Origin of the sequence: Mycobacterium cajalii (genome assembly GCF_045809005.2) — a bacterium.
Taxonomy (GTDB): domain Bacteria; phylum Actinomycetota; class Actinomycetes; order Mycobacteriales; family Mycobacteriaceae; genus Mycobacterium.
On the sequence record NZ_CM141436.1, the window covers coordinates 134,197 to 157,533 of the forward strand.

The 23,337-nt window shown below is 68.4% G+C and carries 23 protein-coding genes and 2 pseudogenes; 17 read left to right on the forward strand and 8 right to left on the reverse strand.

The features are described 5' to 3' along the window. Nucleotides 1-104: 104 nt before the first annotated feature. Both ACJ512_RS00670 and ACJ512_RS00675 read right to left on the reverse strand, forming a co-directional pair. Nucleotides 105-398 carry a tRNA-binding protein gene (locus ACJ512_RS00670; protein ID WP_461479933.1) on the reverse strand — a complete coding sequence of 98 codons (294 nt, stop codon included), beginning with the start codon at nucleotides 396-398 and terminating at the stop codon, nucleotides 105-107. Between the two features lie 356 nt (nucleotides 399-754). Beyond that, nucleotides 755-1,351 carry a TetR/AcrR family transcriptional regulator gene (locus ACJ512_RS00675; protein ID WP_246133441.1) on the reverse strand — a complete coding sequence of 199 codons (597 nt, stop codon included), beginning with the start codon at nucleotides 1,349-1,351 and terminating at the stop codon, nucleotides 755-757. A gap of 119 nt (nucleotides 1,352-1,470) precedes the next feature. Between ACJ512_RS00675 and ACJ512_RS00680 the strand changes: the two genes are divergently transcribed. From ACJ512_RS00680 to ACJ512_RS00710, 7 genes and pseudogenes are all read left to right on the forward strand, one after another. After that, the gene (locus ACJ512_RS00680; RefSeq protein ID WP_461479934.1) at nucleotides 1,471-1,980 is read left to right on the forward strand and encodes a carboxymuconolactone decarboxylase family protein; all 510 of its coding nucleotides are present in this window, start codon (nucleotides 1,471-1,473) and stop codon (nucleotides 1,978-1,980) included. A gap of 74 nt (nucleotides 1,981-2,054) precedes the next feature. Next, nucleotides 2,055-3,452 carry an IS1380 family transposase gene (locus ACJ512_RS00685; RefSeq protein WP_407689789.1) on the forward strand — a complete coding sequence of 466 codons (1,398 nt, stop codon included), beginning with the start codon at nucleotides 2,055-2,057 and terminating at the stop codon, nucleotides 3,450-3,452. Nucleotides 3,453-3,725: 273 nt separating this feature from the next. After that, nucleotides 3,726-4,328 carry a carboxymuconolactone decarboxylase family protein gene (locus tag ACJ512_RS00690; protein ID WP_407687940.1) on the forward strand — a complete coding sequence of 201 codons (603 nt, stop codon included), beginning with the start codon at nucleotides 3,726-3,728 and terminating at the stop codon, nucleotides 4,326-4,328. A 40-nt stretch (nucleotides 4,329-4,368) separates the two neighbouring features. Beyond that, nucleotides 4,369-5,373: a hypothetical protein gene (locus tag ACJ512_RS00695; protein ID WP_407687939.1), complete on the forward strand. Its 1,005-nt coding sequence runs from the start codon at nucleotides 4,369-4,371 to the stop codon at nucleotides 5,371-5,373. Between the two features lie 228 nt (nucleotides 5,374-5,601). Further along, nucleotides 5,602-6,411 (forward strand): alpha/beta fold hydrolase, encoded by an 810-nt coding sequence (locus ACJ512_RS00700; RefSeq protein WP_407687938.1) that lies wholly within the window; start codon nucleotides 5,602-5,604, stop codon nucleotides 6,409-6,411. Beyond that, nucleotides 6,389-6,931: a carboxymuconolactone decarboxylase family protein gene (locus ACJ512_RS00705; protein ID WP_407687937.1), complete on the forward strand. Its 543-nt coding sequence runs from the start codon at nucleotides 6,389-6,391 to the stop codon at nucleotides 6,929-6,931. Before ACJ512_RS00700 ends, ACJ512_RS00705 begins: the two co-directional genes overlap by 23 nt. 66 nt (nucleotides 6,932-6,997) lie before the next feature. After that, nucleotides 6,998-7,135: pseudogene (locus tag ACJ512_RS00710) on the forward strand (dipeptidyl aminopeptidase); the annotation flags it as partial. Between the two features lie 263 nt (nucleotides 7,136-7,398). Here ACJ512_RS00710 and ACJ512_RS00715 read toward each other — a convergent pair. Continuing rightward, complete coding sequence (locus tag ACJ512_RS00715) at nucleotides 7,399-7,527, reverse strand: hypothetical protein (protein WP_461479935.1); 129 nt, start codon at nucleotides 7,525-7,527, stop codon at nucleotides 7,399-7,401. Between the two features lie 278 nt (nucleotides 7,528-7,805). Between ACJ512_RS00715 and ACJ512_RS00720 the strand changes: the two genes are divergently transcribed. Beyond that, nucleotides 7,806-8,762 (forward strand): hypothetical protein, encoded by a 957-nt coding sequence (locus ACJ512_RS00720; RefSeq protein WP_461479936.1) that lies wholly within the window; start codon nucleotides 7,806-7,808, stop codon nucleotides 8,760-8,762. Here ACJ512_RS00720 and ACJ512_RS00725 read toward each other — a convergent pair. Then, complete coding sequence (locus ACJ512_RS00725) at nucleotides 8,722-9,318, reverse strand: TetR/AcrR family transcriptional regulator (RefSeq protein WP_407687934.1); 597 nt, start codon at nucleotides 9,316-9,318, stop codon at nucleotides 8,722-8,724. The genes ACJ512_RS00720 and ACJ512_RS00725 overlap by 41 nt on opposite strands. 116 nt (nucleotides 9,319-9,434) lie before the next feature. Here ACJ512_RS00725 and ACJ512_RS00730 point away from each other — a divergent pair, with 116 nt between their 5' ends. Genes ACJ512_RS00730 through ACJ512_RS00740 form a run of 3 tightly spaced genes read left to right on the forward strand, consistent with a single transcriptional unit; the run spans nucleotide 9,435 to nucleotide 13,286 of the window. After that, nucleotides 9,435-11,654, forward strand: a complete 2,220-nt coding sequence (locus ACJ512_RS00730; RefSeq protein ID WP_407687933.1) for an acyl-CoA dehydrogenase — start codon at nucleotides 9,435-9,437, stop codon at nucleotides 11,652-11,654. Nucleotides 11,655-11,662: 8 nt separating this feature from the next. Then, a complete protein-coding gene (locus ACJ512_RS00735) occupies nucleotides 11,663-12,871 on the forward strand; it encodes a thiolase family protein (RefSeq protein ID WP_407687932.1) in 1,209 nt (402 codons plus the stop codon). A 1-nt stretch (nucleotide 12,872) separates the two neighbouring features. Beyond that, entirely contained in the window at nucleotides 12,873-13,286 is a 414-nt protein-coding gene (locus tag ACJ512_RS00740) for a Zn-ribbon domain-containing OB-fold protein (RefSeq protein WP_407687931.1), read from the forward strand. Between the two features lie 4 nt (nucleotides 13,287-13,290). On the opposite strand, the pseudogene ACJ512_RS00745 reads toward ACJ512_RS00740, so the two are convergent. After that, nucleotides 13,291-13,413, reverse strand: a pseudogene (locus ACJ512_RS00745) (sulfotransferase family protein); the annotation flags it as partial. 622 nt (nucleotides 13,414-14,035) lie between these two features. On the opposite strand from ACJ512_RS00745, the gene ACJ512_RS00750 reads away from it, so the two are divergent. Genes ACJ512_RS00750 through ACJ512_RS00775 form a run of 6 tightly spaced genes read left to right on the forward strand, consistent with a single transcriptional unit; the run spans nucleotide 14,036 to nucleotide 20,277 of the window. Continuing rightward, nucleotides 14,036-15,400, forward strand: coding sequence for an amidohydrolase family protein (locus ACJ512_RS00750; protein WP_407687930.1), 1,365 nt, complete (start codon nucleotides 14,036-14,038; stop codon nucleotides 15,398-15,400). A gap of 2 nt (nucleotides 15,401-15,402) precedes the next feature. Continuing rightward, a complete protein-coding gene (locus ACJ512_RS00755) occupies nucleotides 15,403-17,709 on the forward strand; it encodes a CaiB/BaiF CoA-transferase family protein (RefSeq protein ID WP_407687929.1) in 2,307 nt (768 codons plus the stop codon). A gap of 1 nt (nucleotide 17,710) precedes the next feature. Beyond that, nucleotides 17,711-18,040 (forward strand): hypothetical protein, encoded by a 330-nt coding sequence (locus tag ACJ512_RS00760; RefSeq protein WP_407687928.1) that lies wholly within the window; start codon nucleotides 17,711-17,713, stop codon nucleotides 18,038-18,040. 10 nt (nucleotides 18,041-18,050) lie between these two features. Next, nucleotides 18,051-19,208, forward strand: coding sequence for a thiolase family protein (locus ACJ512_RS00765; RefSeq protein WP_407687927.1), 1,158 nt, complete (start codon nucleotides 18,051-18,053; stop codon nucleotides 19,206-19,208). 5 nt (nucleotides 19,209-19,213) lie between these two features. Further along, nucleotides 19,214-19,621, forward strand: a complete 408-nt coding sequence (locus ACJ512_RS00770) for a Zn-ribbon domain-containing OB-fold protein (protein WP_407687942.1) — start codon at nucleotides 19,214-19,216, stop codon at nucleotides 19,619-19,621. Nucleotides 19,622-19,629: 8 nt separating this feature from the next. Further along, nucleotides 19,630-20,277: a MarR family transcriptional regulator gene (locus ACJ512_RS00775; RefSeq protein WP_407687926.1), complete on the forward strand. Its 648-nt coding sequence runs from the start codon at nucleotides 19,630-19,632 to the stop codon at nucleotides 20,275-20,277. Here ACJ512_RS00775 and fadD1 read toward each other — a convergent pair. From fadD1 to ACJ512_RS00790, 3 genes are all read right to left on the reverse strand, one after another. Next, entirely contained in the window at nucleotides 20,222-21,859 is a 1,638-nt protein-coding gene (fadD1, locus tag ACJ512_RS00780) for a fatty-acid--CoA ligase FadD1 (RefSeq protein WP_407687925.1), read from the reverse strand. The genes ACJ512_RS00775 and fadD1 overlap by 56 nt on opposite strands. 67 nt (nucleotides 21,860-21,926) lie before the next feature. Beyond that, nucleotides 21,927-22,694, reverse strand: coding sequence for an SDR family NAD(P)-dependent oxidoreductase (locus ACJ512_RS00785; RefSeq protein WP_407687924.1), 768 nt, complete (start codon nucleotides 22,692-22,694; stop codon nucleotides 21,927-21,929). A gap of 38 nt (nucleotides 22,695-22,732) precedes the next feature. Further along, nucleotides 22,733-23,293: a TetR/AcrR family transcriptional regulator gene (locus ACJ512_RS00790; protein ID WP_461480170.1), complete on the reverse strand. Its 561-nt coding sequence runs from the start codon at nucleotides 23,291-23,293 to the stop codon at nucleotides 22,733-22,735. Between the last annotated feature and the right edge of the window lie 44 nt (nucleotides 23,294-23,337).

Sequence of the window (23,337 nt, forward strand, 5' to 3'; positions counted from 1 at the left end):
GTTCAGCGTATTTATGTGTCCGATACGTGAGGCACGTGGAAGGTTGTGTAGCCCGGCTATGTCAGTGCCTCAGTGCCCTGCGCCGCTTCGGCAAAGGGTGGTGTTTATTGCAGTGGAAAATCTGAGCGGCTCAACCCACGCGCTGCGCCCGGTGCGGGATTGATCAAGAGCCCCCGTCCGTCAGAGTAGGTACCAAGCACCAGGACCTCCGAGCGCACGGGACCTACTTGGCGCGGCGGAAAGTTCACGACGCCAAGGACCATTCGATTGAGCAGTTCATCGCGAGAGTAGTTCGCAATCTGTGCTGAGGACCGCTTGAGCCCGATCTCGGGACCGAAATCGATACGCAGCTTCCAAGCGGGGCGCCGCGCTTCTGGGAAGTCGTCGACTTCGATCACACGGCCCACCCTGATATCGACCGCTGCGAACTGCTCGAAGGTCGAAGTCTACCCTGCAGTCAATGCCGAATCAGCTGTGCCAGTGGTTGGTGTCGCCCAACACTACGACCGGCTGCGCGAGCGCTTTGCGCCCAGTGCACCGTCCTGGTGCCCGACCGCCGCGGGCTAGGTGTGCGCGTCGGTGAATGCTGTCGCGCTCATGCCTCGGTTCGAATTGCACGGCGGCCTTACCAAGTACACCGCAAAAATCCCAGACTGCACTGATTCCGTTGTGGCATTGACGATTTGATGGCTTATCCATGGTGGTGACGCCAAAAGACGAACAGTGTTCACCAAACATGCTGCCGATTAGGGAATTACGCCGACTTGGGCTTCGATGCCGAGACGGAAAACACTTTCTCGACGGCGGCCGGGACGTTCTCGATGGCCTCGGGACCGCCGAGGGCCAGCCGCATGAGATACCCGGGCAGCACACACAGCAAGAGGTCGGCAAGGGCGGTCGGGTCGAGTGAACCATGCCTCCCACGTCCCGGTTTCGGGTCGCCCAACGCGGCGAGGGCGTTCGCAGTGGCGTCGCGCAGGTGTGCGGCCAGCGTGGGGTTGCGCAGGGCTTCTGACCACACCAGCAGGGCTATCGCCGCGAACCCGTCCTCTGTATGGCGTCTGGTGACGAACTCGAGCACCGTGGCGATCGCCGCCGGGGGGCTCGCGCCATCCTCGATGGCCTGTTCCAACACCGTGACGACCTGTGCGAGGTTCTCGGCGGCGATCGCCTCGATCACCGCGTCCTTGCTGGGGAAGTAGCGGTAAACCGCGCCGGAGGACATGCCGGCCTCTTCGACGAGGTCCTGCATGGAGGCGGCGTGGAATCCGTCGCGAACGAAACAGCGCCGCGCAGCCGCAATCACCTGAGCGCGGCGCTCGGCACGGTATTGCTGGGTCACCTTCGGCACCAAGTCACCGTAGCACAAAAAACATGAGCGTTCGCGTTTGACAACTCAGGGCGAGGGATACTATAAAAAGTGAACGTTCGCTCGCGGATATCTCTCGGATGGTGAGGAGATGACGGCTTATGAGTACCGACACCGACACCGACTTCGGCACGTTCGGCCGATTCGTGGAAACACCAGTCGACGAGATGCCACCGGCCATGAAGCAGGCCTATGAGTTCACCCGCAAACTGCGGGGACTGGTGCCCGGCCCGCACAAGATCTGGCTGGCCAACCCGGCCCTGTCCACGACGATCGTGCCGACCGGCGCCTATTTTCAGCACGACTCCACGCTGAGCAAGGCCGAGATCGAAATCGTCACCGTTCTGATCACCGCACGATGGCGCAGCGCTTACGCCACCTACGAACACGAGATCATCGCCGAGCGCGACGGCCACCTCGAGGCGCGGCAGGTCCAAGCGCTCATCGCTGGGCTTGCGACGTCATTCGATGACCCGCGAGAGCAGGTGGTCTACGAGCTGGCGTCGGCACTGAGCGCGCAACGGGTGGTACCGACAGGGCTTTACCGACGCGCTCATGATCTGTTAGCCTGGATTTTGCGCGCGAGTTGGCGTGACACGCTGCTGATTTAGCGAAAGTGCCTGTCCTGCAAGGGATAATAAGACTGCTGAAGGTCCATCATTCCGAGCGGGAGGGCACTTTCTAGGTGAAGGGTAGCGCAGCGGTTTCTCGGTTCAAAGTGTCGGCGGACGGCCATGGCGTGGTGTCGCACGCCGGGGTGGGCATGTTGCGTGAGATCGCTGATTCGACCGGGCTGTCCTCGCAGGTCACAGCCGCGTTGGCCGACACCTACCAAGGGCCGTGGATTCATGCGCCCGGGGATGTGTTCGCCGATCTGGCCGCCGCGGTGGCCGACGGTGCTGATTGTGTCGATGGGGTTGGCCAGTTGTGGGGGGATCGTGAGCACGTGTTCGGTCAGGTCGCCTCGACAACCACGCTGTGGCGGTTGGTCGATGAGCGCATCGACGCCGTTCACCTACCGCGGATCCGGGCCGCCCGTGCCCATGCCCGCCAACAGGCCTGGGCCGCCGGTGCTGCCCCCGACCGTGATGGTTGGCTGCATCTGGATGTCGATGCGACCATCACCGTCGATCATTCCGATCACAAAGAAAACGCCGCGGCGACCTGGAAAAAGACGTTCGGGTTTCACCCGCTGCTGGTGTTTTTGGACCGCCCCGACATCGCCGCCGGGGAGGCGCTGGCCGGGCTGTTACGCAAGGGCAACGCCGGAAGCAATACCACCGCCGATCACATCAGCGTGCTTGAGCAGGCGTTGGCGTCGCTGCCGGCGCAATACCGCCCCGACCCGGACAATCCGGATGCCCCCAAGGTGCTGATCCGCTCGGACTCGGCCGGCGCCACCTACGGGTTTGCGGCCGTCTGCCGCAAATCAGGGGTGGGGTTTTCCCTGGGAGCAGCAATCGACGCGCCGATCCGCGACGCGGTCGAGGTGCTCCACAGCGCCGATGGCTGGTATCCAGCGATCGATTCCGGCGGCGGCATCCGAGAGGGCGCCTGGGTCGCCGAAGCCACCGAGCTGGTGGACTTGTCCAAATGGCCGAGCGGTACCCGGTTGATCCTGCGTAAGGAACGCCCGCATCCGGGTGCGCAGCTGCGGTTCACCGACTCCGAGGGACACCGCATTACCGGTTTTCTCACCGACACCCCCGACGGTGTGGTGCTCGGTCAGCTCGCCGGGCTGGAACTGCGGCATCGCCAACACGCCCGCGTCGAAGACCGGATCCGTCAAGCCAAAGCCACCGGCCTGCGCAACTTGCCGTTCAACGCCTTCGACGCCAATTCCGCCTGGCTCGAAATCATCATGGCAGCAACCGATCTGATCGCCTGGGCCAAACTCATCGGCTTCACCGACCACCCCGAGTTAGCGCGCTGCGAAATAGCGACATTCCGCTACCGCGTCCTGCATGTGGCCGCCCGCATCACCTGCAGCGCCCGACAAACCCGGCTGCGTATCGACGCCAGCTGGCGCTGGGCACACGCTATCGCCGCGGCCTGGACCCAAATCCGCGCCGCCTTTGGCTAACCGCTTCCCCCTGGCCCAACCACATGAAAGACCATCCCGGCCCTGGAAAGCCCGCCACCGAGCGACACCGGGCGAACGGTCACACCCACACGCCACAATCAACATCACCAGCCCGCCCCAGCTGGGTCAGCCCGCCCCGGTCAAGCCGCGCGAAAAATCGAGGTTAGGTGAGGCAGGCATCGTCGATGTCGCGGTGCTGCTGGGCTGGTTCACCATGGTGTGCATGACGCTGGGCGCCTTCGATGTCCCGGCCAACGCGCGGGGACTCGACCAGTGAGCGATGCTGACGTTCTCGGCGGTCGCCTGGCCCTGGCCGATCGGAACGCTCTCGACGACCCGGCGCGAGAGTTGTTCGACGACATCACGGCCACCGCCGTGCCGTGGGCCCAGCGCAGTGGATTTATGGCGAGCACCACAGACGGGCGGCTGATCGGGCCGTTCAATCCGTGCCTGCTCAACCCCGGGCTTGCCGCCGCCTTCCTCAAACTGCAAGCAGCCGAACAGCAATGCACCTCGCTCGACGAGCGCACCCGACAGGTCGTCATCCTGACCGTCGGCGCGGTATGGGATGCCCCGTATGAGCTGTACGCGCACTCCGCGGTGGCCCGTCACGCCGGACTCCCAGAACCTGTCATCGCCGAACTGGTCGCCGGCCGCGAACCTCAGGCGCTCCCCGAGGACCAACGGACGGCCCACCGCCTGGCCCGGGCACTGTCCACCGCCCATCAGGTCGACGAAGCGCTCTATAACCAAGCGGTGCAACGGTTCGGCTCCGCCGGGGTCTTCGACATCACGGCATTAACCGGGATCTACCACACCGTCTGCGGCATCCTCAATGCCTTCGCGATCCCGGCCCCCGGCCGGCACTCGCAGTGACCGTCGCGCCCGCCCGGCGCCATCCTCATGGAGAACGACCATGTCCCTTCCGCCCCTGCCCGCCGTGACCCTTGCCCCGGTGGCCCATTTCCCCCGGGGTTACTTCCTGGAGAATCTCGCCGTGCGCGCCGATGGCTCATTGTTGGTCACCGCCGTCCTGCAGCGCGAGCTGTGGTGGGTGCCACCAGCCCGGCACGGCACGCTGGTCGAGCCCGTCCTGGTGCACACCTTCGATCACCCGATCACCGGGATCGTCGAGGTCGCACCGGAGGTCTTCGTCGTCAGTCTCACCGAGGGCTACACCACTGGCGAATCGCATTTGGCACGAGTCGATCTCACCGGCTGGGCACCCCGACAACCGGTGACACCAGAGATCATCTGCACCTTCGACGAACGAGCCCGCGCACTCAACGGCAGCTGCCTCCTTGCGCCCGGAGTGCTGGCGGTCGCCGACTGTTTCGCCGGGCTGATCTGGCGGGTCGATCTCACCCAGGATGCTCGACACGGCACCGCTCGGGTGTGGCTCGCCCACGACACGATGGCCTTCGACCCCGACAGCGACCTACCGCCGCCACCGCAGCCGGGCGTCAACGGCGTGAGGTACAGCCCACGCACCGGCTACCTTTACTACACCTCGACCGCGCAGAAAGTGTTCATGCGCGTGGCGGTCGACCCGTCGACACAAAACCCGGTCGGCTCAGCGGAATTCGTCGCAGCGATCGATAACGCCGATGACTTCTGCGTCGACGAACACGCCGGGTTCGCCTACATCACCAGGCACCGCGCCAACACGATCGAGCGGGCGCCGTTGGAGCCGAGGCGCGGCAGTGAGGTCCGTCACATCGCCGGCGACCCGTTCGACGACACCTTGATCGGGCCGTCTGGTGCGGCCTGGGGCCGAGCAGGCGGCGAGCCCGGCCGGGTCGCCTACGTCACGACTGATGGCGGCACCACCGCCCCACCGGATGGAGTCGTTCGGCGCGCCGCTGTACTGCGCGTCCAATTGGACTACACCGCCGCGCTGACGAGCGAGGCGACCGCGTGACTCGGCGCATCGTCAGGACCGGGCAGGCGTCGATCGACACCCGCGTCGAGGGAAACGGACCGGCCGTCCTCGTCATCCCCTCCTACGGGCGCGATGCCGGACCTGACTTCGACCCGTTGGCTGCTGCGCTCGTCGCCGCCGGCTACCGGGTGCTGCGCCCCGAGCCGCGCGGCGTCGCCGGGTCTTCGGGACCGATGAGCGGTGTGACCTTCGCCGACATGGCCCAACGTGATCGACAACTTGGCCGACGGGCCTGCGGTCATTCTCGGGCATGCGTTCGGAAACGGCGTGGCCCGCGCGACAGCCGTACACCATCCCGATAGCGTGGCCGGGCTGATCCTGGCGGCTGCGTCCGGGAAAACCGTTGACCCACAAATCAATTCAGCACCGATGCGCGCAGGCGACCTCACCCTGCCCGAGGCAATCCGCATGGCGGCGCTGCGGCTGGCGTTCTTCGCTCCCGGCCACGACCCCACACCCTGGCTGGTCGGCTGGTATCCCGAAACGCTTGCCATGCAAGTGGACTGCGTGCAACGCACCGACGTCGCGCGCTATTGGGGAGCTGGGAACGCACCGGTGTTTGAGATCATCGCGGCCTGCGACCCATTTCACCAGCGCGACGAATGGGGTGACTTGCGTGCCCGTTACGGCGACCGGGTTACCACCACCGTCATCGACGACGCCAGCCATGCTCTGTTTCCCGAACAGCCCGACGCGGTTGCCGCCGCGGTCGTCGACTACCTGCGCACCGTCGAATACGTCGCTCGACGAGGAGAGCAACCACGCAACAGCCCGTCGCCAACAACCCCACCCAGGACAGCACCCGGCGAGACCCCTGGGCGGGAGAATGACTCAACCGACGAAGGATTGACCGCTTCTTATGCATTGCGATGGGATGCCGTGGCTTGCTGCGGACAACATTGTCTATCAGACACACCGTTACAACCGTACAGATCGGTTGACGAGCACCAGGAGGTAAACGCAAATGGCGAAGCCAAGCCCTTACAACGCGGCCGTGGTGGTTCCGCTTCCCGATGATGCCGAGTTGACGGCGCTGCTCGGCGATGCGTACAACCCCGATACCGCGCTCAACGTCATGAAGATGATGAGTGGCACCGGCGACATGTTCCCTGCCCTTATCGGTATGGTGCAGGCCGTCTTCAATGAACCGGATATTGACGCCAAACATCGGGAAGTCATCATCTTGCGTGCTGCATCCGTGCTGAACTGTCCCTATGAGTGGCAGGCCAACGAGCAGATGGCCAAAAACGCCGGACTCACCGATGCCGAGATTGGCGCGGTCGCTGGGGAACCCACGGATGACGGCCTCAGCGCCGATTACAAGCTCTTGATCGCCGCCACAGATGAACTCCTTGTTTCGGGCACCCTCACCGATCATGTGCTCCAATCTCTACTCGATGCGTTCGGGGTCACCGCCACACGCAAGTACATCGCGACGATCGGCTGGTTCAGCCTCTTGAGCTTGTTCCTTAACGGCACAAGGGTGCCGTTGGAAACCACTGACAAGATCGGTTCACGGACCTCGCCGTTAGGGTGATGTCATTTCGCGTACAGCTACACGACGTGCTATTGCAAGTTAGCTTGCGGTAATAAGGAATTGATCATGCGATTCATGTTCGACACCGACGAATCGTTCTCGTTCGAGACGTTGCGTGCGGTCGGATACACCTCCTTCGGAGGGGCCGATATCGGCGAGGTCATCACAACCGCGGAACGGATCACGCCCGGCGACACTGAGTCGTGCCCGCGGCTGTCACCGACCCGGACGTCATCATCTATCGGCAGCAAGTACTGGCTGACTGCCTGGCGAATCGGGAAGCGGTGCAGCGAATGTATGCCATCGCTGTCGACGGTGTCGAAGTTCGGCGCAAAGTGTTTCTCGGGGGATTGATGTCCCGTGACCCGCAGGCAATCCTGCGCCGCTCCGTGCGGACTCTTGAATTTCTCGCGACCAACCTCCGTCAATTGCGCAGTGTGTGTGACAAGCACGCCGGAGCGTTCGCCTCACCGGGATTTCGGCAACTGCTGGAGATGATCACGGAACAGCTCAGCGTGGATTACCTGGAGCGGCTCGGCGCAGAGCTGGCGGAGTTGCACCTCCCGCGCGGTGCCCGAACCGGTCTCGATGCCCATGGTGACGAAGGTAACCGCGTGGCGGATCGGTAAACGGTCCGGTGGCCCGGGCGGTTTCGCGGAACCTGACAATGCCCGCACCGGCAAGACGAGAGTGGCTGTCGGGCGACGCCTTTGGTGACCGGGAGCCGCGCCCGACGTCGACGCCGTTCGGTGCGCGGCGGTGACATTGGACCCTATCGCCCGCCGCCTGCCCGCCGTTCGATGTAGCCATGCCGCCGCACCCCGGGCCGTCGACGTCGCACGGGAAGGATGGTGGTCGGCCCGCCGGCGCAGCGGTGCTCGATCACCGGGCGGCGGCCGACTACGTACTGAGACGGCAGACTCCTGCCGGCGGATTCTGCTTTTATCGCACTCCGCAGTGGGGCGTCGAGGAACCGAACGCGCCGGACACGTTGGCGGCGCTGGCGTCGTTGCTACTGCTCGGTGTCGAGCCTCCCGCGCCCGAAGCGACCGGTCAATGGCTGCGGCACCTGCAGAACGACGAGGGCGGCTACCCCAGCCTGACCATCGGCTGGGCAGCGCTGCGGGGACTGGAACTCCTCGGGTCAGCACCGTTGCGTTCACCGCGGACGTGGCTGGCCGGCTGGGCTCAGCGGTTGCTGACAACGAGACGAGCCGTACCGCAGGACACGCGCGCCGCAATCCAGGGTCTCCTGCGATTGGCTGAACTGCTGGCACTCGACCCGGACCAGTCGACGGAGGTGGCCCACCTGCTCGCCGTCTCGGCCGAGCCCCGCGGCGGCTGGACGCGTCCGGGTGCAGATGTCGAGACCACCGCGTTGGCCGTGCAACTGGCCCGCCGCGCCGGTGAAATTCCCGTGGATTCCCGCGCGGTTGGCCGCTTCCTGCGCGGCTGTGAGGATTCGGCGGTTGGAATTCGGGTGCGCCCCGATTCGCACGCGACGACGGTCGGCGCGCTATGGGGAGGGTTGGTGATCGCCGCCGCGCTGGAAATGCCGCCTCGGTGGCCCGCGGCGATCGCCGCAAGCCTGGTTCTTCTCCAGCGTCCGAACGGCGGTCTCGGGGCGCGTCACGGTGCGGTGGCCACTTTGCGCGACACCTGGCGCGGGCTGTGCGCTGAACACCTGCTGCGGCACGAGCCACGCCGACCGAACGAAGGTACCGCATTCCCGCAGCTCGAGCGGGCATCGGAAACCCCCGGGCCACCGCTTGGCGCCCCCCGCAGCACGCTCAGCACGCGCCCCGCCCCCCCGCGAGCGCACCGACGATGAGGCGCGTTGTCAGCTCGGCCCGGGACAACGAATACGCTTGTGCGTCAGACAGTATCGGATACACCACGCCCCCGACGACGGCGTCGGCGGCCGACTCCGCAGTCGCCTCGTCGGTGCCGTGTGCCAGCAGCCGTGCCCGGACGCTGTCGTGCAGCGGAGCGCTGAAGCCGGCCCGCAGCTTGACGGCGGTGTCCTCGTGTTCCATGCACGCGACGGTCAGGATGCGCAGCATCGCCGAGCCGCGGGCCGTGGTCAGGGCCGCGGCGAGCTTGCGCACCCACCCCACGAGGTCGGCGGCCAGGTCGGGGGTGTGGTCGACAGATCCCAGGATCCGGTCGGCGTCTTCGAGGACGACGTCGGCGACCAGCGCGGGACGGCTGGGCCACCAGCGGTAGATGGTCTGCTTGCCCACCCCGGCCCGGGCCGCGACCGCCTCGATGGTCAGGCCGTCGAACCCGCGCTCCATCAACAGCTCCCGGGTGGCGGTGACGATCGCGGTGCGCGACCGCTCGCTGCGGCGGCGCGGCGGGTCGACCCGGGTGAGATCGGTTGGCATCCGGTGATCCTCCCGCTTTACAGATCGTGGCCCGCCCCGTAGTCTGCCACAAGACGAGACGGTTCGTCTTGTAAGGAGGGATGGCAGTCCGTGCGGTTCACGCAGAACACGTTGTCATGACGCTCGGACTGACCCCGGAACAGCAGGACCTCAGCGACGCCGTCGGGCGGTTCGCCGGCCGCTACGCACCCATCGCCGAGACGCGCGCCGGCTTCGGCGCCCTGGCGGCCGGTGAGCTGCCACCGTGGTGGGACACCCTGGTGGCGAACGGATTTCACGCTGTGCATCTGCCTGAGCGAGTCGGCGGGCAGGGCGGACGGCTGATCGACGCGGCCTGCGTGCTGGAATCGGTGGGCAAGACGCTGCTGCCCGGCCCGCTGCTGGCGACGGTGACGACGGGAGCCGTTGCGCTGCTGGCCGATCCGGCGCCGGACGCCGAATCGCTGCTGCGCGATCTCGCGGCCGGCCGGCCCGCGGCGGTCGTGCTTCCCGGCGACGGCGATCTGCGCGCGCGTGCCGACGGTGCCGTATGGCGGGTCACGGGAACGTCGGCGGTCACCGCGGGCGTGTGCTCGGCCCGGGCGATCCTGGCCGCCGCCCGCACCCCCGACGACGACGTCGTCTGGGCGGTCGTCGAACCCGGAACACGCACGGCCACGGTCGAACCCGTCGCGGGCACCGACCTGGTCGGCGACGTCGGAGTGCTACGGCTGAGCGATCACGCCGCGTCGGCGGTGCTGACCGGCATCGACGCCGACCGGGCCCGCTGCGTCGCGGTGGGCCTCGTGGCGAGCACGACGGCCGGTATCACCCAGTGGTGCGTCGAGGCGGCCACCGCGCACCTGCGGACCCGCGAGCAGTTCGGCAAGGTGATCGGGACCTTCCAGGCGCTGCAGCACAACGCGGCGATGCTGTTGGTCAACAGCGAACTGGCCACCGCCGCGGCCTGGGACGCGATGCGGGCCGTCGACGATCCCCTCGAACAGCACCGGATCGCCGCCGCCGGGGCTGCGGTGATGGCAATCTCGCCGGTGCCCGACCTGGTGCTCGACACGCTGACGCTGTTCGGCGCGATCGGCTTCACCTGGGAACACGACCTGCACCTGTACTGGCGGCGCGCGATCAGCCTGGCCGCGTCGATCGGTCCGGCGAATCGCTGGGCCAGGCGGCTGGGGGAGCTGACCTGCACGCGGCAACGCGACATGTCCGTCGACCTGGGTGCCGCGGAAGCGGAGTTCCGGTCGTGGGTGGCCGAGACCCTCGATGCTGCACTGCAGTTGCGCAACGACACACCGGCACCGCACGGCGACTACCCGGACCAGGCCTCCGGGCCCCAACGCACCTTGCTGGCCGATGCCGGCCTGATCGCGCCGCACTGGCCGGCACCGTGGGGCGTCGACGCGGGTCCCCTCAAGCAGCTCATCATCGACGAAGAGTTCGCCAAGCGACCCGGGCTGGTCCGGACGTCGCTCAACATCGCTGAGTGGATCCTGCCCTCGGTGCTAGCCGCCGGACCGAAAGACCTGCAAGAAAAGCTGATTCCGCCGACCCAACGCGGCGAGATTCATTGGTGCCAGCTGTTCAGTGAGCCGGGCGCCGGCTCCGACCTCGCGTCGCTGGCCACCCGGGCAACCAAGGTCGACGGCGGTTGGCGGATCAATGGCCATAAGATCTGGACGTCGTTGGCGCAGTACGCCGACCTTGGCGCCCTGCTGGCGCGTACCGACCCCGACGCCGGCAAGCACCGTGGCATCGGTTACTTCATCCTGGATATGCGGTCGCCCGGTATTGAGATCCAGCCGATCAAAACGGCCACCGGGCAGGCGCACTTCAACGAGGTGTTCCTCCACGACGTGTTCGTCCCCGACGAGATGTTGCTCGGCGGGCCCACCGACGGCTGGAACCTCGCTATCTCCACCATGGCCGAAGAACGCACGGCCATCAGCGGTTACGTCAAGTTCGACCGGGCAGCCGCGCTGCGCCGGCTCGCCGCCGAGCCGGGACCCGACCGCGGCGACGCGCTGCGCGCCCTCGGCGAACTCGACGCCTACACCAACGCGATCAAGGCCCTCGGTGTCCGCGAGACCATCCGCCTGCTCGGCGGCGAGGCCTCCGGCCCGGCGTCGAGCATCGCCAAGGTGGCGATGAACGTGTTGCTGCGCAGGACGTTCGAGGCCACGCTGGAGCTGACCGGCCGCGCGGCGATGGTCGCCGACTCCGACCCCGACGTCGTGGAGCGCTACCTGCACCTGCCCGCCGAGTTGATCGGCGGCGGCACCCGGGAGATACAACTGAACATCATCGCGCAGATGATCCTCGGACTACCCCGAAAGTAGGCGGCGCCATGGGATTACGCGGCGAGGCGGCGATCGTCGGATACGTCGAGCTACCCCCCGAGCGGCTCAACAAGGCCTCGCCCGCGCCGTTCGTGCTCGAGCAGTGGGCCGAACTGGCCGCGGCCGCGCTCGACGACGCGGGCCTTCCGGCCACCGTCGTGAACGGCATCGCGGCGTCACACCTGGCCGAGTCACAGATTTTCGTGCCGTCCACCATCGCCGAATACCTCGGCATCGGTGCGCGATTCGCCGAACTGGTGGATCTGGGCGGGGCCAGCGCCGCGGCCATGGTCTGGCGGGCCGCCGCCGCGATCGAACTCGGCATCTGCGACGCGGTCCTGTGCGCGCTGCCGGCCCGCTACATCACGCCGTCGTCCGACAAGAAGCCCAGACCGGTGGTGGACGCGATGTTCTTCGGCTCGTCCAGCAACCAATACGGCTCTCCGCAGGCCGAATTCGAGATCCCCTACGGCAACCTGGGGCAGAACGGGCCCTACGGCCAGGTGGCCACGCGATACGCGTCGGTCTACGGCTACGACGAGCGGGCGATGGCCAAGATCGTCGTCGACCAGCGGGTCAACGCCAACCACACCGACGGCGCGATCTGGAAGGACAAGCCGCTCACCGTCGAGGACGTGCTGGCCAGCCCGGTGATCGCCGACCCGCTGCACATGCTGGAGATCGTCATGCCGTGCGTCGGGGGCGCCGCCGTGGTGGTCGCCAACGCCGACCTGGCCAGACGGGCCCGAAACCGTCCGGTGTGGATCAAGGGGTTCGGGGAGCACGTGCCGTTCAAGACGCCCACCTATGCCGAGGACCTTCTGCATACCCCGATCGCCGCGGCGGCCGACACCGCCTTCGCCATGGCCGGTCTCGCGCGCGACGAGATGGACATGGTGTCGATCTACGACTGCTACACGATCACCGTGCTGCTGTCGCTGGAGGACGCGGGGTTCTGCCCGAAGGGCACCGGCATGCGGTTCGTCGCCGAGCACGACCTGACGTTTCGCGGCGACTTCCCGCTCAACACCGCCGGCGGGCAACTGGGCTTCGGCCAGGCGGGCCTGGCGGGGGGCATGCACCACGTGTGCGACGCGACCCGGCAGATCATGGGCCGCGCGGGGGCGGCGCAGGTCGCCGACTGCAACCGCGCCTTCGTGTCGGGCAACGGCGGAATCCTCTCCGAACAAACCACGCTCGTGTTGCAGGGAGACTGACGTGACCACCTTCGAGCGGCCGATGCCGGTGAAAACGCCCACCACCGCGCCTTTTTGGGATGCGCTGGCCCAGCACCGCATCGTCATCCAGTATTCACCGGCGTCGCAGAGCTACGTGTTCTATCCCAGGGTGCGCGCCCCGCGCACCCTGGCGAACGACCTGGAGTGGTGCGAGATCTCCGGCCTGGGAACGCTGTACACCTACACGGTGGCCCGCAGGCCCGTCGGCCCGCACTTCGCCGACGCCGTGCCGCAACTGCTCGCCATCGTCGAATGGGACGAGGGGCCGAGGTTTTCCACCGAGATGGTCAACGTCGAGCCCAGCGGGCTGCGGGTCGGGATGCGGGTGCGGCCGGTGTTCGTCGACTACCCGGAGCACGACGTCACGATGCTGCGCTACGAACCGTCGGACTAGGGTCTTAGCGCAGCTGCTCGGTCGGCACCCCGTAGCGGTCCTGGTAGGCGGCGACCCGGGCGCGCACCTCGCCGGTGTCGAGGCCGGTGTCGGACCACGTGTAGCGGCCGCGGCCGCCGTCCGAGGGGCGAATCACACGTCCAGGCCACCCTCGCGGCGGTGCGCTCCGCGAGCGCCGCGATATCGGGTGCCGCCTGGCAGCCGCCCGGCCCGTCGGCGGTGCCGATCGAAGAGGGACCGAAGATCTTGCGGCAACACGCGGTCGAGTTGCTGGGGACCCGCCCCGCCCATCGCATGGCACGGATCATGGTCACGCTGCCGTCGGAGGCCGCCACCGACCCCGACTTGGTACGCGGGTTCGTGCAGCGGGGCATGAACATCGCACGGATCAACTGCGCCCACGACGATATACGGGCGTGGCGAGCGATGGTTCCGCCATCCGCTCGTAACCGGCCCGAAGCTCTACTCCTGGAACAGCCGTGGGCCGCGCAGCGTTGTTCGTGGCCACTCCGGTCACCTTTCAGGCCCAGCCCGGAGCCGCACTAATAGTCTTTCCTCGAAGCGCCGGCACGGACGCCGCGCCAGCCTCCGCAACCGCCACACCGCGCCGGTTCAGCCAGTGTGCGCCAGCGAGTCTCCCACGCGTGCCACCACCCTCGGGCCATACGACGGCCCGGTAACAACGTTGACACTGTGATGACGGTCATTGTCTACTAGTCGCTGAATCCACCGAGGCGAGGAGTGTGGCTGTGATCAAGGACGATCTGATCCTGATCAGCGTGGACGACCACATCGCCGAGCCCGCGGACATGTTCGACGCCCACGTCCCGGCCAAGTACAAGCACCTCGCGCCGCGGGTGGTCACCGAGCCCGACGGCATCCAGCAGTGGTATTACGGCGAGGTGCGCGGCCGGAACATGGGCCTGAACGCCGTCGCGGGCAAACCCCGCGAGATGTACAACGTCGACGCCTCCCGCTACGACGAGATGCGCCCGGGCTGCTTCAACGTCGACGAGCGGATCCGCGACATGAACGCGGGCGGTCAGCTGGCGGGCCTGAATTTCCCGAACTTCACCGGCTTCTCGGGCCAGGTGCTCAACCAGGGGCCCGACCGCGAGGTCAACCTCGTGATGATCAAGGCATACAACGACTGGCACGTCGACGAGTGGTGCGGGGCCCACCCCGGGCGGTTCATCCCCTGCGGGATCCTGCCGCTGTTCGACGTCACCGAGGCGGCCAGGGAAGTGCAACGACTGGCCGGCAAGGGCTGTCACGCGGTGACGTTCTCGGAGAACCCGGAAGCGTTGCAGATGCCCAGCATTCACACCAAGTACTGGTACCCGCTGTTCGAGGCGGCCTGCGCGAACAACACGGTGCTGTGCACGCATGTCGGCTCGGCGTCGCGGTCGCCCATGGTCTCCAGCGACGCGCCGCCCAGCGTGATGATGACGGCGTCGTCGATGATGAGCATGTTCACCTTCACCGAGCTGATCTGGGCCCAGTTCTACGCCGACTTCCCCGAGATCAAGTTCTCGCTCACCGAGGGCGACGTCGGCTGGATACCGTATTTCCTGTGGCGCGCCGAGCACGTCTACAACCGGCACTCTGGCTGGACGCAGGCGAAATTCCCGCCCGGCTACGGCGGTCCCGCCGACGTGTTCCGGCGCCACTTCTACACCTGCTTCATCAGCGACAAGGTCGGCGTGCACAACATGGACTGGTTCAACGAGGACATGCTCTGCTGGGAATCCGACTTCCCCCACTCCGACAGCAACTGGCCGTTCGCGCCCGAGGACGTGATGGCGACCATGGGCCACCTCGACGACGCGGTCATCGACAAGATCACCCACGAAAACGCCATGGCGGCCTATTCTGTCGACGCGTTTCGGCACATCCCCAAGGAGCGGGCCCGGGCCGGGTACCTGCGCGGCCAGGCCGCCGACGTCGACGTCGTCACCCACGTCGGGCACGAGGCCAGCCAGCGGGACCGCGACGCCTGGACGCGCATGACCCAGTTCGCCCTGCGGGCGCAGGAAGCGGCGCCGGTGACGGCCGAGGCTAGTGATATTTCCGGGCGATCCGCCCGGCTGCGCGCCACCACCCTGGGCAACTGAACGTGGCAGCCCGCGCGCCGTTCGGGGACTGGCGTGTCCTCGAGTCCTCCAACGGCATCGCCGCGTCGTACTGCGGCAAGATGTTCGCCGACGCGGGCGCCGACGTCGTCAAAATCGAAACGCCACGGGGTGATTCGCTGCGCGGCTGGTCGGCCGGCGGGGCGGCCGGGGCGCTGTTCGACTACCTGGCTGCCGGGAAGCGCTCGGTCGTCCGCCGCGACGAGGCGGAGATCGACGCGCTGCTGGCCGGCGCCGACATCGTGGTCACCGACCTGACCGACGGGTGGACGCTCGACGACATCACCGCCCACACCGGCCCGGCGGCGGTGGTGGTGGCCGTGACGCCGTTCGGGACGACCGGCCCCTACGTCGACGAACAGGTGATCGCCAACGAGTTCATCCTGCAGGCGCTGTGCGGCTCGATCGCCGGACGCGGCTGGCCGGGCGACGAACCCGTCCAGGCGGGCGGACGGCTCGGCGAGTGGCTGGCCGGCACCTTCGCCGCGGCGGTGGCCGCCGCGACGGCGCGGCACGCGTCGCGCAGCGGGCGCGGTGAGGTCGTCGACGTCTCGACCTACGAGGCGATGGCCATCGCGATGGGCGGGCTGTCCGCCATGTCGGCCAGCGTGCTCGGCGCGGATTCGCTTCTCCACCAACGCAGTCTGGAACTGCCGTCGATCGTGCCCACGGCCGACGGGTTGGTCGGTTTCTGCACCATCACCGCGCAGCAGTTCCAGGACTTCCTGGTGATGATCGAGCGCGCCGATCTGGTCGACGACGCCGACCTGGCCTCGTTCGCCGGCCGCGTCGAGCGCCGCGACGAGTTCCTGGCCATGGTCACCCGATGGACCCGGGCCCGCACCACCGCGGAGATCGTCGACATCGCGGTCGCGTTCCGGATACCGGTGGCCCCCATCGGCACACCGGAAATGCTGCCGAAGATCGACCACTTCGTCGAGCGCGGCGTCTTCGTCGAATCGGCCGCCGGTTTCCTGCAGCCGCGGGTGCCGTATCGCAGCGACGCGATGACGACGATGCCGCCGCGGCGCCCGCCGCGGCTCGGCGCCGACAACGGCGGCGTGCGCTGGCCGCCGCGTCCCGCGCGATCCCCCGGCCCCGACTCGCTTCCGCTGGCGGACATACGCGTCGCCGATTTCACCGCGTTCTGGGCGGGGCCGTTCGCCACGCAGCTGCTGGGTGCCCTCGGCGCCGACGTGATCAAAGTCGAGGGCGTGCGGCGGCCCGACGGGATGCGCTTCTCCGCCGGCCGCCCACCCACCTGGGAGCAGTGGTGGGAGACCGGCCCCGTCTTTTTGTGCAGCAACAACAACAAGCGCGGCGTCAGCATCGAACTCAGCACCGAGGCCGGCCGGGCCACCGCCCTGGACCTCGTCGCCGCCAGCGATCTGGTCATCGAGAACTTCTCGCCGCGGGTGATGGCGAACCTCGGCCTACAGTGGGACGCCGTCCACGCCGCCAACCCGCGCGCCATCATGGTGCGCATGCCGGCCTTCGGCCTCGACGGCCCGTGGCGCGACCGCGTCGGCTTCGCCCAGACGATGGAGCAGGCGACCGGAATGGCGTGGCTCACCGGGCACGCCGACGGCCCGCCGGTGATCCCCCGCGGGGTCTGTGACCCGATCGCGGGGCTGCACGCCGCGTTCGCCGCCGTGGCGGCGCTGAGGATCCGCGACCGCGAGGGAATCGGCCTGCACGTCGAGTCCACCATGGTCGAGGCCGCGCTCAACGTGGCCGCCGAGCTGATCGTGGAGTACTCGCGTAACGGGATCGAGCTGCACCGCAGCGGAAACCGCGGTCCCGGGGCGGATCCGCAGGGGCTGTACCGCTGCCGCGGGGATGACGAGTGGGTCGCGATCGCCGCCCCGGACGACGCGGCCCGCGCGTCGCTGGCGCGGCTGGTCGGCCTGCGCGGCGCCGGACCGGACGAGGCCGACACGCTCGTCGCGGACTGGGCTGCACGGCGTTCGGCGCCGGAGGCGGTCGAGGCGCTGCGCGCCGGCGGGGTGGCCGCGGCGCGGGTGACGCCGGCCGCGGAACTGCTGGGCGATCCGCAGTTGCTGGCCCGCGGGTTCTGGGAGACGATCGACCATCCCGTCGCCGGCACCTTCCTGTGCACCGGCATGCCGTTCGCGTTCCGCGGCCGGCCGCGGTGCTGGCTCCGGCGGGTGCCGCCGCTGTACGGCCAGCACACGGACGAGGTGCTCAAAGGCATGCTGGGCCGAGACGAGCACGACCTGGCCGCGCTGCGGGCGGCCGGGGCCACCAGCGCGCGGCCGGCGGGCCTGTGACGTGGCCGTCACCCTGTGCGTGCCGCCGCGTGCCGGCGAGTTGTGCGCACCGGTGCGCTTCCTGCTGCGTCGGGACTCCGTGGTGATGGAACTGACCGCGCGCCACCGCATCACCGGCGTCGAATGGGACCAGGCCGAGCGGGCGGTCGCGATGACCGTCGAGATCACCGACCCGCAGACGGCGCGGCCGGTGGACGTGCGAATCGACGTGGTGCCGGCCGGCGCGCAGCACACCGACGTGCGCACCCGCAAGATCGGCACCATCGCACGCGACGGGCGGCACCACGACGTCGTCGGCACCTACCTCGGTGTCGTCGCGGACGAAAACTGAAGGGCGACAAATGGGTAGAGCTTGCACCGCGGCCATCGTCGGAGTGCACAACACCCGGCAGGGACGCCGACTCGACGGCGAGACGTCCCGCAGCCTGGCGCTGCAGGCCATCCGCGGCGCGCTCGACGATGCCGGCCTGCGCCTGGACGACGTGGACGGGATCAGCGCGGGGCCGTTGTCCACCGCGCTCATCTACGACCTGCGCCTCGGCCCGGCCTGGCAGGGGCTCGGGTTCGGGGTCGGGATGATCACCGAGGCGGCCACCGCCATCGAGCACGGCATGGCCGACGTGGTCGTGCTCGTCGCCGCGCAGGCCGGCGAATACCGCGACCACGAGGCCACCGCGCCGTGGACGCGACCCGAGAACGAGTTCGTGGCGCCGTGGGGGATGTTCACCACCGCCGAGTTCGCGCTGATCGCCCGGCGCCACATGCACGTCTACGGCACCACGCGCGAACAACTCTCGATCGTGGCGGCGACCGTCCGCAACAACGGGTCCCGCAACCCCGAGGCCGTCTACTACCAGCGTGGGCCGTTCACGCCCGAGGACATCACCGCCTCGCGGCCCATCGCCGATCCGTTCCACCTCCTCGACTGCGCCACCACCTCCGAGGGTGGTTGTGCGCTCGTCGTCGCCAATCTCGACAAGGTCGACACCGCAGGCCAACCGGTCTACGTGCTGGGCAGCGGCGCGGACTTCCACGGCCCGTCGTATCAGCACCCCCCGGCGTGGGACCTCGCCGGGCGGCGCGGCGATCACGCGAACGGCGTCGTGGGCAGGCGCGCGGCCGACCGCGCGTTCACCCACGCCGGGCTGCGCCGCGACGACGTCGACGTGCTCGAACTCTACGACCCGTTCTCCTTCGAGATCATCCGCCAGCTGGAGGCTTTCGGTTTCTGCGGCGACGGCGAGGGCGGGCCGTTCGTCGCCGACGGCCACATCGCCCTGGACGGCAGCCACCCGATCACGACCGACGGGGGGACCATGTCGTTCAGCCACGCCGGCTCCAACCCGCAGATGATGCAGCGCGCCGTGCGCGCCGTGCAGCAGCTGCGCGGCCGGGCGGGCGACCTCCAGGTTCCCGACGCCCACATCGCGTTGTGCAGCAACGGCGGCGCCGGAGCCCTGTTCACCACCGTGCTGATCCTGGGAGACGAACCGCGTTGAACACCATGCGACCGCAGACCGGGCCCGTCCCGCACGCCAGCAGCCCGCTCAGCGTCCCGTTCTGGGCCGGCTGCCGGTCGGGGGAGTTGCGCTACCAGCGCTGCGCGGATTGCGGCGTCGCGAACTTCCCGCCGACCGAGCACTGCCGCCACTGCCTGTCGGACGGCCTGAGCTGGCAGCGCAGCGGCGGGCGCGGCGAGATCTACAGCTGGACGGTGGTGCACCGGCCGGTGACCGCGGAGTTCGCGCCGCCCTACGCCCCGGCGATCGTCACGCTGGACGAGGGCTACCAGATGCTGACCAACGTGATCGGCGTGGCGCCCGAGCAGCTGGCGATCGGAATGCGGGTCCGGGTCGAATTCCGTTCGTTCGGAGACGATTTGACGCTGCCGTATTTCACCCGCCAGGAATAGACGGCCCCGTGAGTCACGCCCGCACCACCAACGGCCTGCCCGTGACCGCCTACCTCGTCCTGGGGGTCCTGGCGGCCAACGACGAGCAGCTCACCGCCGGCGAGATCAAGACGCGCGCCGAGCTGTCGGTCGGGCACTTCTACTGGTCGCCGTCGGTCAGCCATGTGCGCCGCGAACTGAGCCGCCTGCTGGTGCGCGGGATGGTCAACCAGACCGGCGCCCGATCCGGCAAACGCGCCATCACGCTCTACGAGACGACCGAGGCCGGGCTCGAGGCGTTGCGCCGCTGGGTCCAGCACTTCCCGGGGCAGGACCAGGTCGTCGTCAAACACCCCGTCATCCTCAGAACGTGGCTGGCCCGCGGCGAGGATCCCGAACGCATCGTCGACACGCTGGACCGCCATCTCGAGGCGACCCGGGTGCGCCTCGACGAGGCGCTGTGGTCACGGCAGCGCTCCCGCGACCTGGGCATCACCGACGACCCGGAGCAGCGCTTCTCCTTCGCCGTCCTGGACTACGCGATCCGCGGCCTGTACGCGGAGATCTCCAACATCGCGCAACTGCGCGACGAGATCGCCCGCGGCACAACGCGAGACCCCATCAAACGGGTGCGGCGGTCGAAGGGGCAGATCCGCCGCCGCGCACCGCGGGAGTAGGCGCGGCGCTGCGGTAGGCGGTGCCGCGCGGTTCGCGCTCCCAGAGCGTCTCACCCTCGCCTATCGCCGTGCCCTCGGCGATCAGCCGGCGTTTGAGCACCTTGTGGGTGGCGGTGCTGGGCAGGTCGGCGGCGATGCGGACATACCGCGGGCGGGCCTTGGGTGACAGGTCGGGTTGGGCGTCGAGGAACGCCGCGAACGAGTCGGGGTCGAGGGTGTGGCCGTCGTTGAGCACGACCGCGGCCATCACCTGGTCGCCGACGCGCTCGTCCGGGACGGCGTACACCGCGACGCGGTTGATCGCGCCGTGGCGCAACAGGATCCGTTCGACCGGCGCCGCGGTCAGGTTCTCGCCGTCCACCCGCATCCAGTCGGCGGTGCGGCCGGCCAGGTAGATCCAGCCGTCGGCGTCCTTGTAGGCGAGGTCGCCAGACCAGTACATGCCGTGGCGCATGCGTTCCGCGTTGGCGTCGGGGTCGTTGTAGTAGCCGGTGAAGAAGCCCGAACCGGTCGTGTTGACCAGCTCGCCCACGGCCTCGTCGGCGTTGGCGAGCGCACCGTCGGCGTCGAAGCGCGCGATCGCGCACTCGGTGACGGTGTCGCTGTTGTACACCGCGACCCCCTCGGCCCCCCGGCCGATCGAGCCCTTCGGCGTGCCGGGTTCGCGGATCACCATCACGGCGTTCTCGGTGGAGCCGAAGCCGTCCTCGACCTGGACGCCGAAGCGGCGCGCGAACTCCTCGATGTCCTTGTCGTTGGCCTCGTTACCGAAGGCGACGCGCAGCGGGTTGTCGGCGTCGTCGTCGCGTTCGGGGGTGGCCAGGATGTAGGCGAGCGGCTTGCCCACGTAGTTCATGTAGGTCGCGCCGTAGCGGCGGACGTCGTGCAGGAAGCTGCTCGCCGAGAACTTCGCCGGCACGATCGCCGCGCCGGAGACCACCGCGGGAGCCCAGCCCGCGACCACCGCGTTGGAGTGGAACAGCGGCATGGACACATAGCAGGTGTCCCGCTCGGTAAGGGCGAAGCGCTGGGCCAGGTTGAGGCCGGCGAAGGTGGCCATCAGGTGGGAGACCTGCACGGCCTTGGGGTTTCCGCTCGTGCCGGAGGTGAAGATCATCATGAACGGGTCCATCGCGGTGACCTGCCGATGGGGGACGAGTTCACCGGCGGCCGCGACGAATTCGGCCCACTGCGGTGTCGAGGTGTCCAGCACCCGCGTTCCCTCGAGGTCCAGGCCGTCCAGCAGCGGCCGGTGTTCGGCGTCGGTCACGACGAACTGGCAGTGTGCGCGCGAGATGTCGGCGGCCAGCGCCTCGCCGCGCCGGGTGGTGTTCAGCCCGCACAGCACGTAGCCGCCGAGCCCGGCCGCGGCCATCTGGCTCAGCATCTCGGGGTTGTTGCCCAGCAGCGCGCCGACGTGCAACGGCCGCTCCGGGTCGGCGGCGGCGATCAGGGCCGCCGCGCGAGCCGCCGACTCGCCCAGGTATCGATCCCAATCCCATTGCAGATCACCGTGTTTGACGGCCACCGCCGCGTCCGACATGCGCTTGCGCAGCAGCGCCTGAATCGTGTCCTCGGTCATCGGGGCCACCTACTCAACGTTAACGAGACGAGACGGTCCGTCTTATAGTAGCGGGCGCCGCGGCCCCCTACCCGCCCACCATCATCAGCCCGCCGTCGACGGCGAGCAGTTGCCCGGTGATGAAGTCCGAGCCGGAGCCGGCCAGGAATACCAGCATGGGGCCGACGTCGCGCGCGGGATCCCCCAGCTTGCCGCCGAGCGGGATCATCATCTGCATCTGCTGGTCGATGAGCGCGCCGGCCTCGGGGCCCAGGAACTCCCGCAACCGCTCGGCGCCGGGCGTCTGCACCGCCGGCGCCAACGCGTTGACGGTGACCTTGTCGGTGGCCCACGCCTTGGCGGCCGACCGCGTCCACGCCTGCACGGCGCCCTTGGTCGCGGCGTAGACGGCCGAGATCGGGCTGCCCATCGCGGCTTCCGACGACCCGAAGTTGATGATCTTGCCGCCCTTGGGATCCTGGTCCTTCATCACCGCGTAGCCGGCCTGGTTGGTCAGGATGGTCGCCTTGACGTTGGTGTCCAGCAGGAACGAGATCTCGTCGGCGCCGATGTATCCCGGTATCCCGGCCTGCCACAGCCCGGCCGCGTTGACCAGCACGTCGAGCCCGCCCAGGTGATCGGCCGCACCGTGCACCGTCGCCGAGACCGCGTCGGGGTCGCGGGCATCGCACTGCAGCCAGGTGGCCGCGAGGCCGTCGGGCGGCGGTGTCCGGTGGTAGGTGGCGACGACCTCGGCGCCCGCCCGTGTGAGGGCTCCGACGGCGGCCGCGCCGATGCCGGTGGCCGCGCCGGTGACCAGGATCCGTCGGCCGTGCAGTGGTGTCACGTTTGACATGGACCAAGACGCTACCGCCGGTGGTGTCGGCCGGTGCGTCAGCCGCCGCGGACCTCGGCCACGCCCGCGATGACGCCCCGGATCAGCCGGTCGAGGCGTTCCGCGTCGTCGACGGCCGGCTGACCCGCCACGAACGTCAACATGACCCCGTTGATGAACGCCAGCGTGGCGACAGCCTGGTCTTCGATCAGCGCCGGATCCGGCGTGCTTCCGGCGGGATACCACTGCGTCACGACCTGGCGTGCCAGCGCATGCAGCCGTTCCGCGGACTCACTCAGGATCGCGGTCAGTTCGGGGTCCCGACCGGCGAGCAGAACGAGCTCGTAACGCGCCTTGGCGCGGGTCAACCAGGGCTCGCTGTTGACGTACATGACGATGCGGGCCAGCCCCGCGGTGCCGGCTAATTGCGTCGACTGACCCTCGGCAAGTTCGGCGACCAGCGAGAAGTCGGCCACGTCGAGTTCGGCGAGCCGGGCGGCGACGGCGTGCAGCAGCGCCTTGCGGGTCCGGAAGTAGAACGAGGCGGTGCCGGCCGGGACGCCGGCGTGCTCGTCGACCTTCGGGTGGCTGACGCCGTGGACCCCGTTCTCGCCGAGCAGTTCGATCGCGGCGTCGGCGAGTTGGCGGCGCCGCGCGGGCGCGT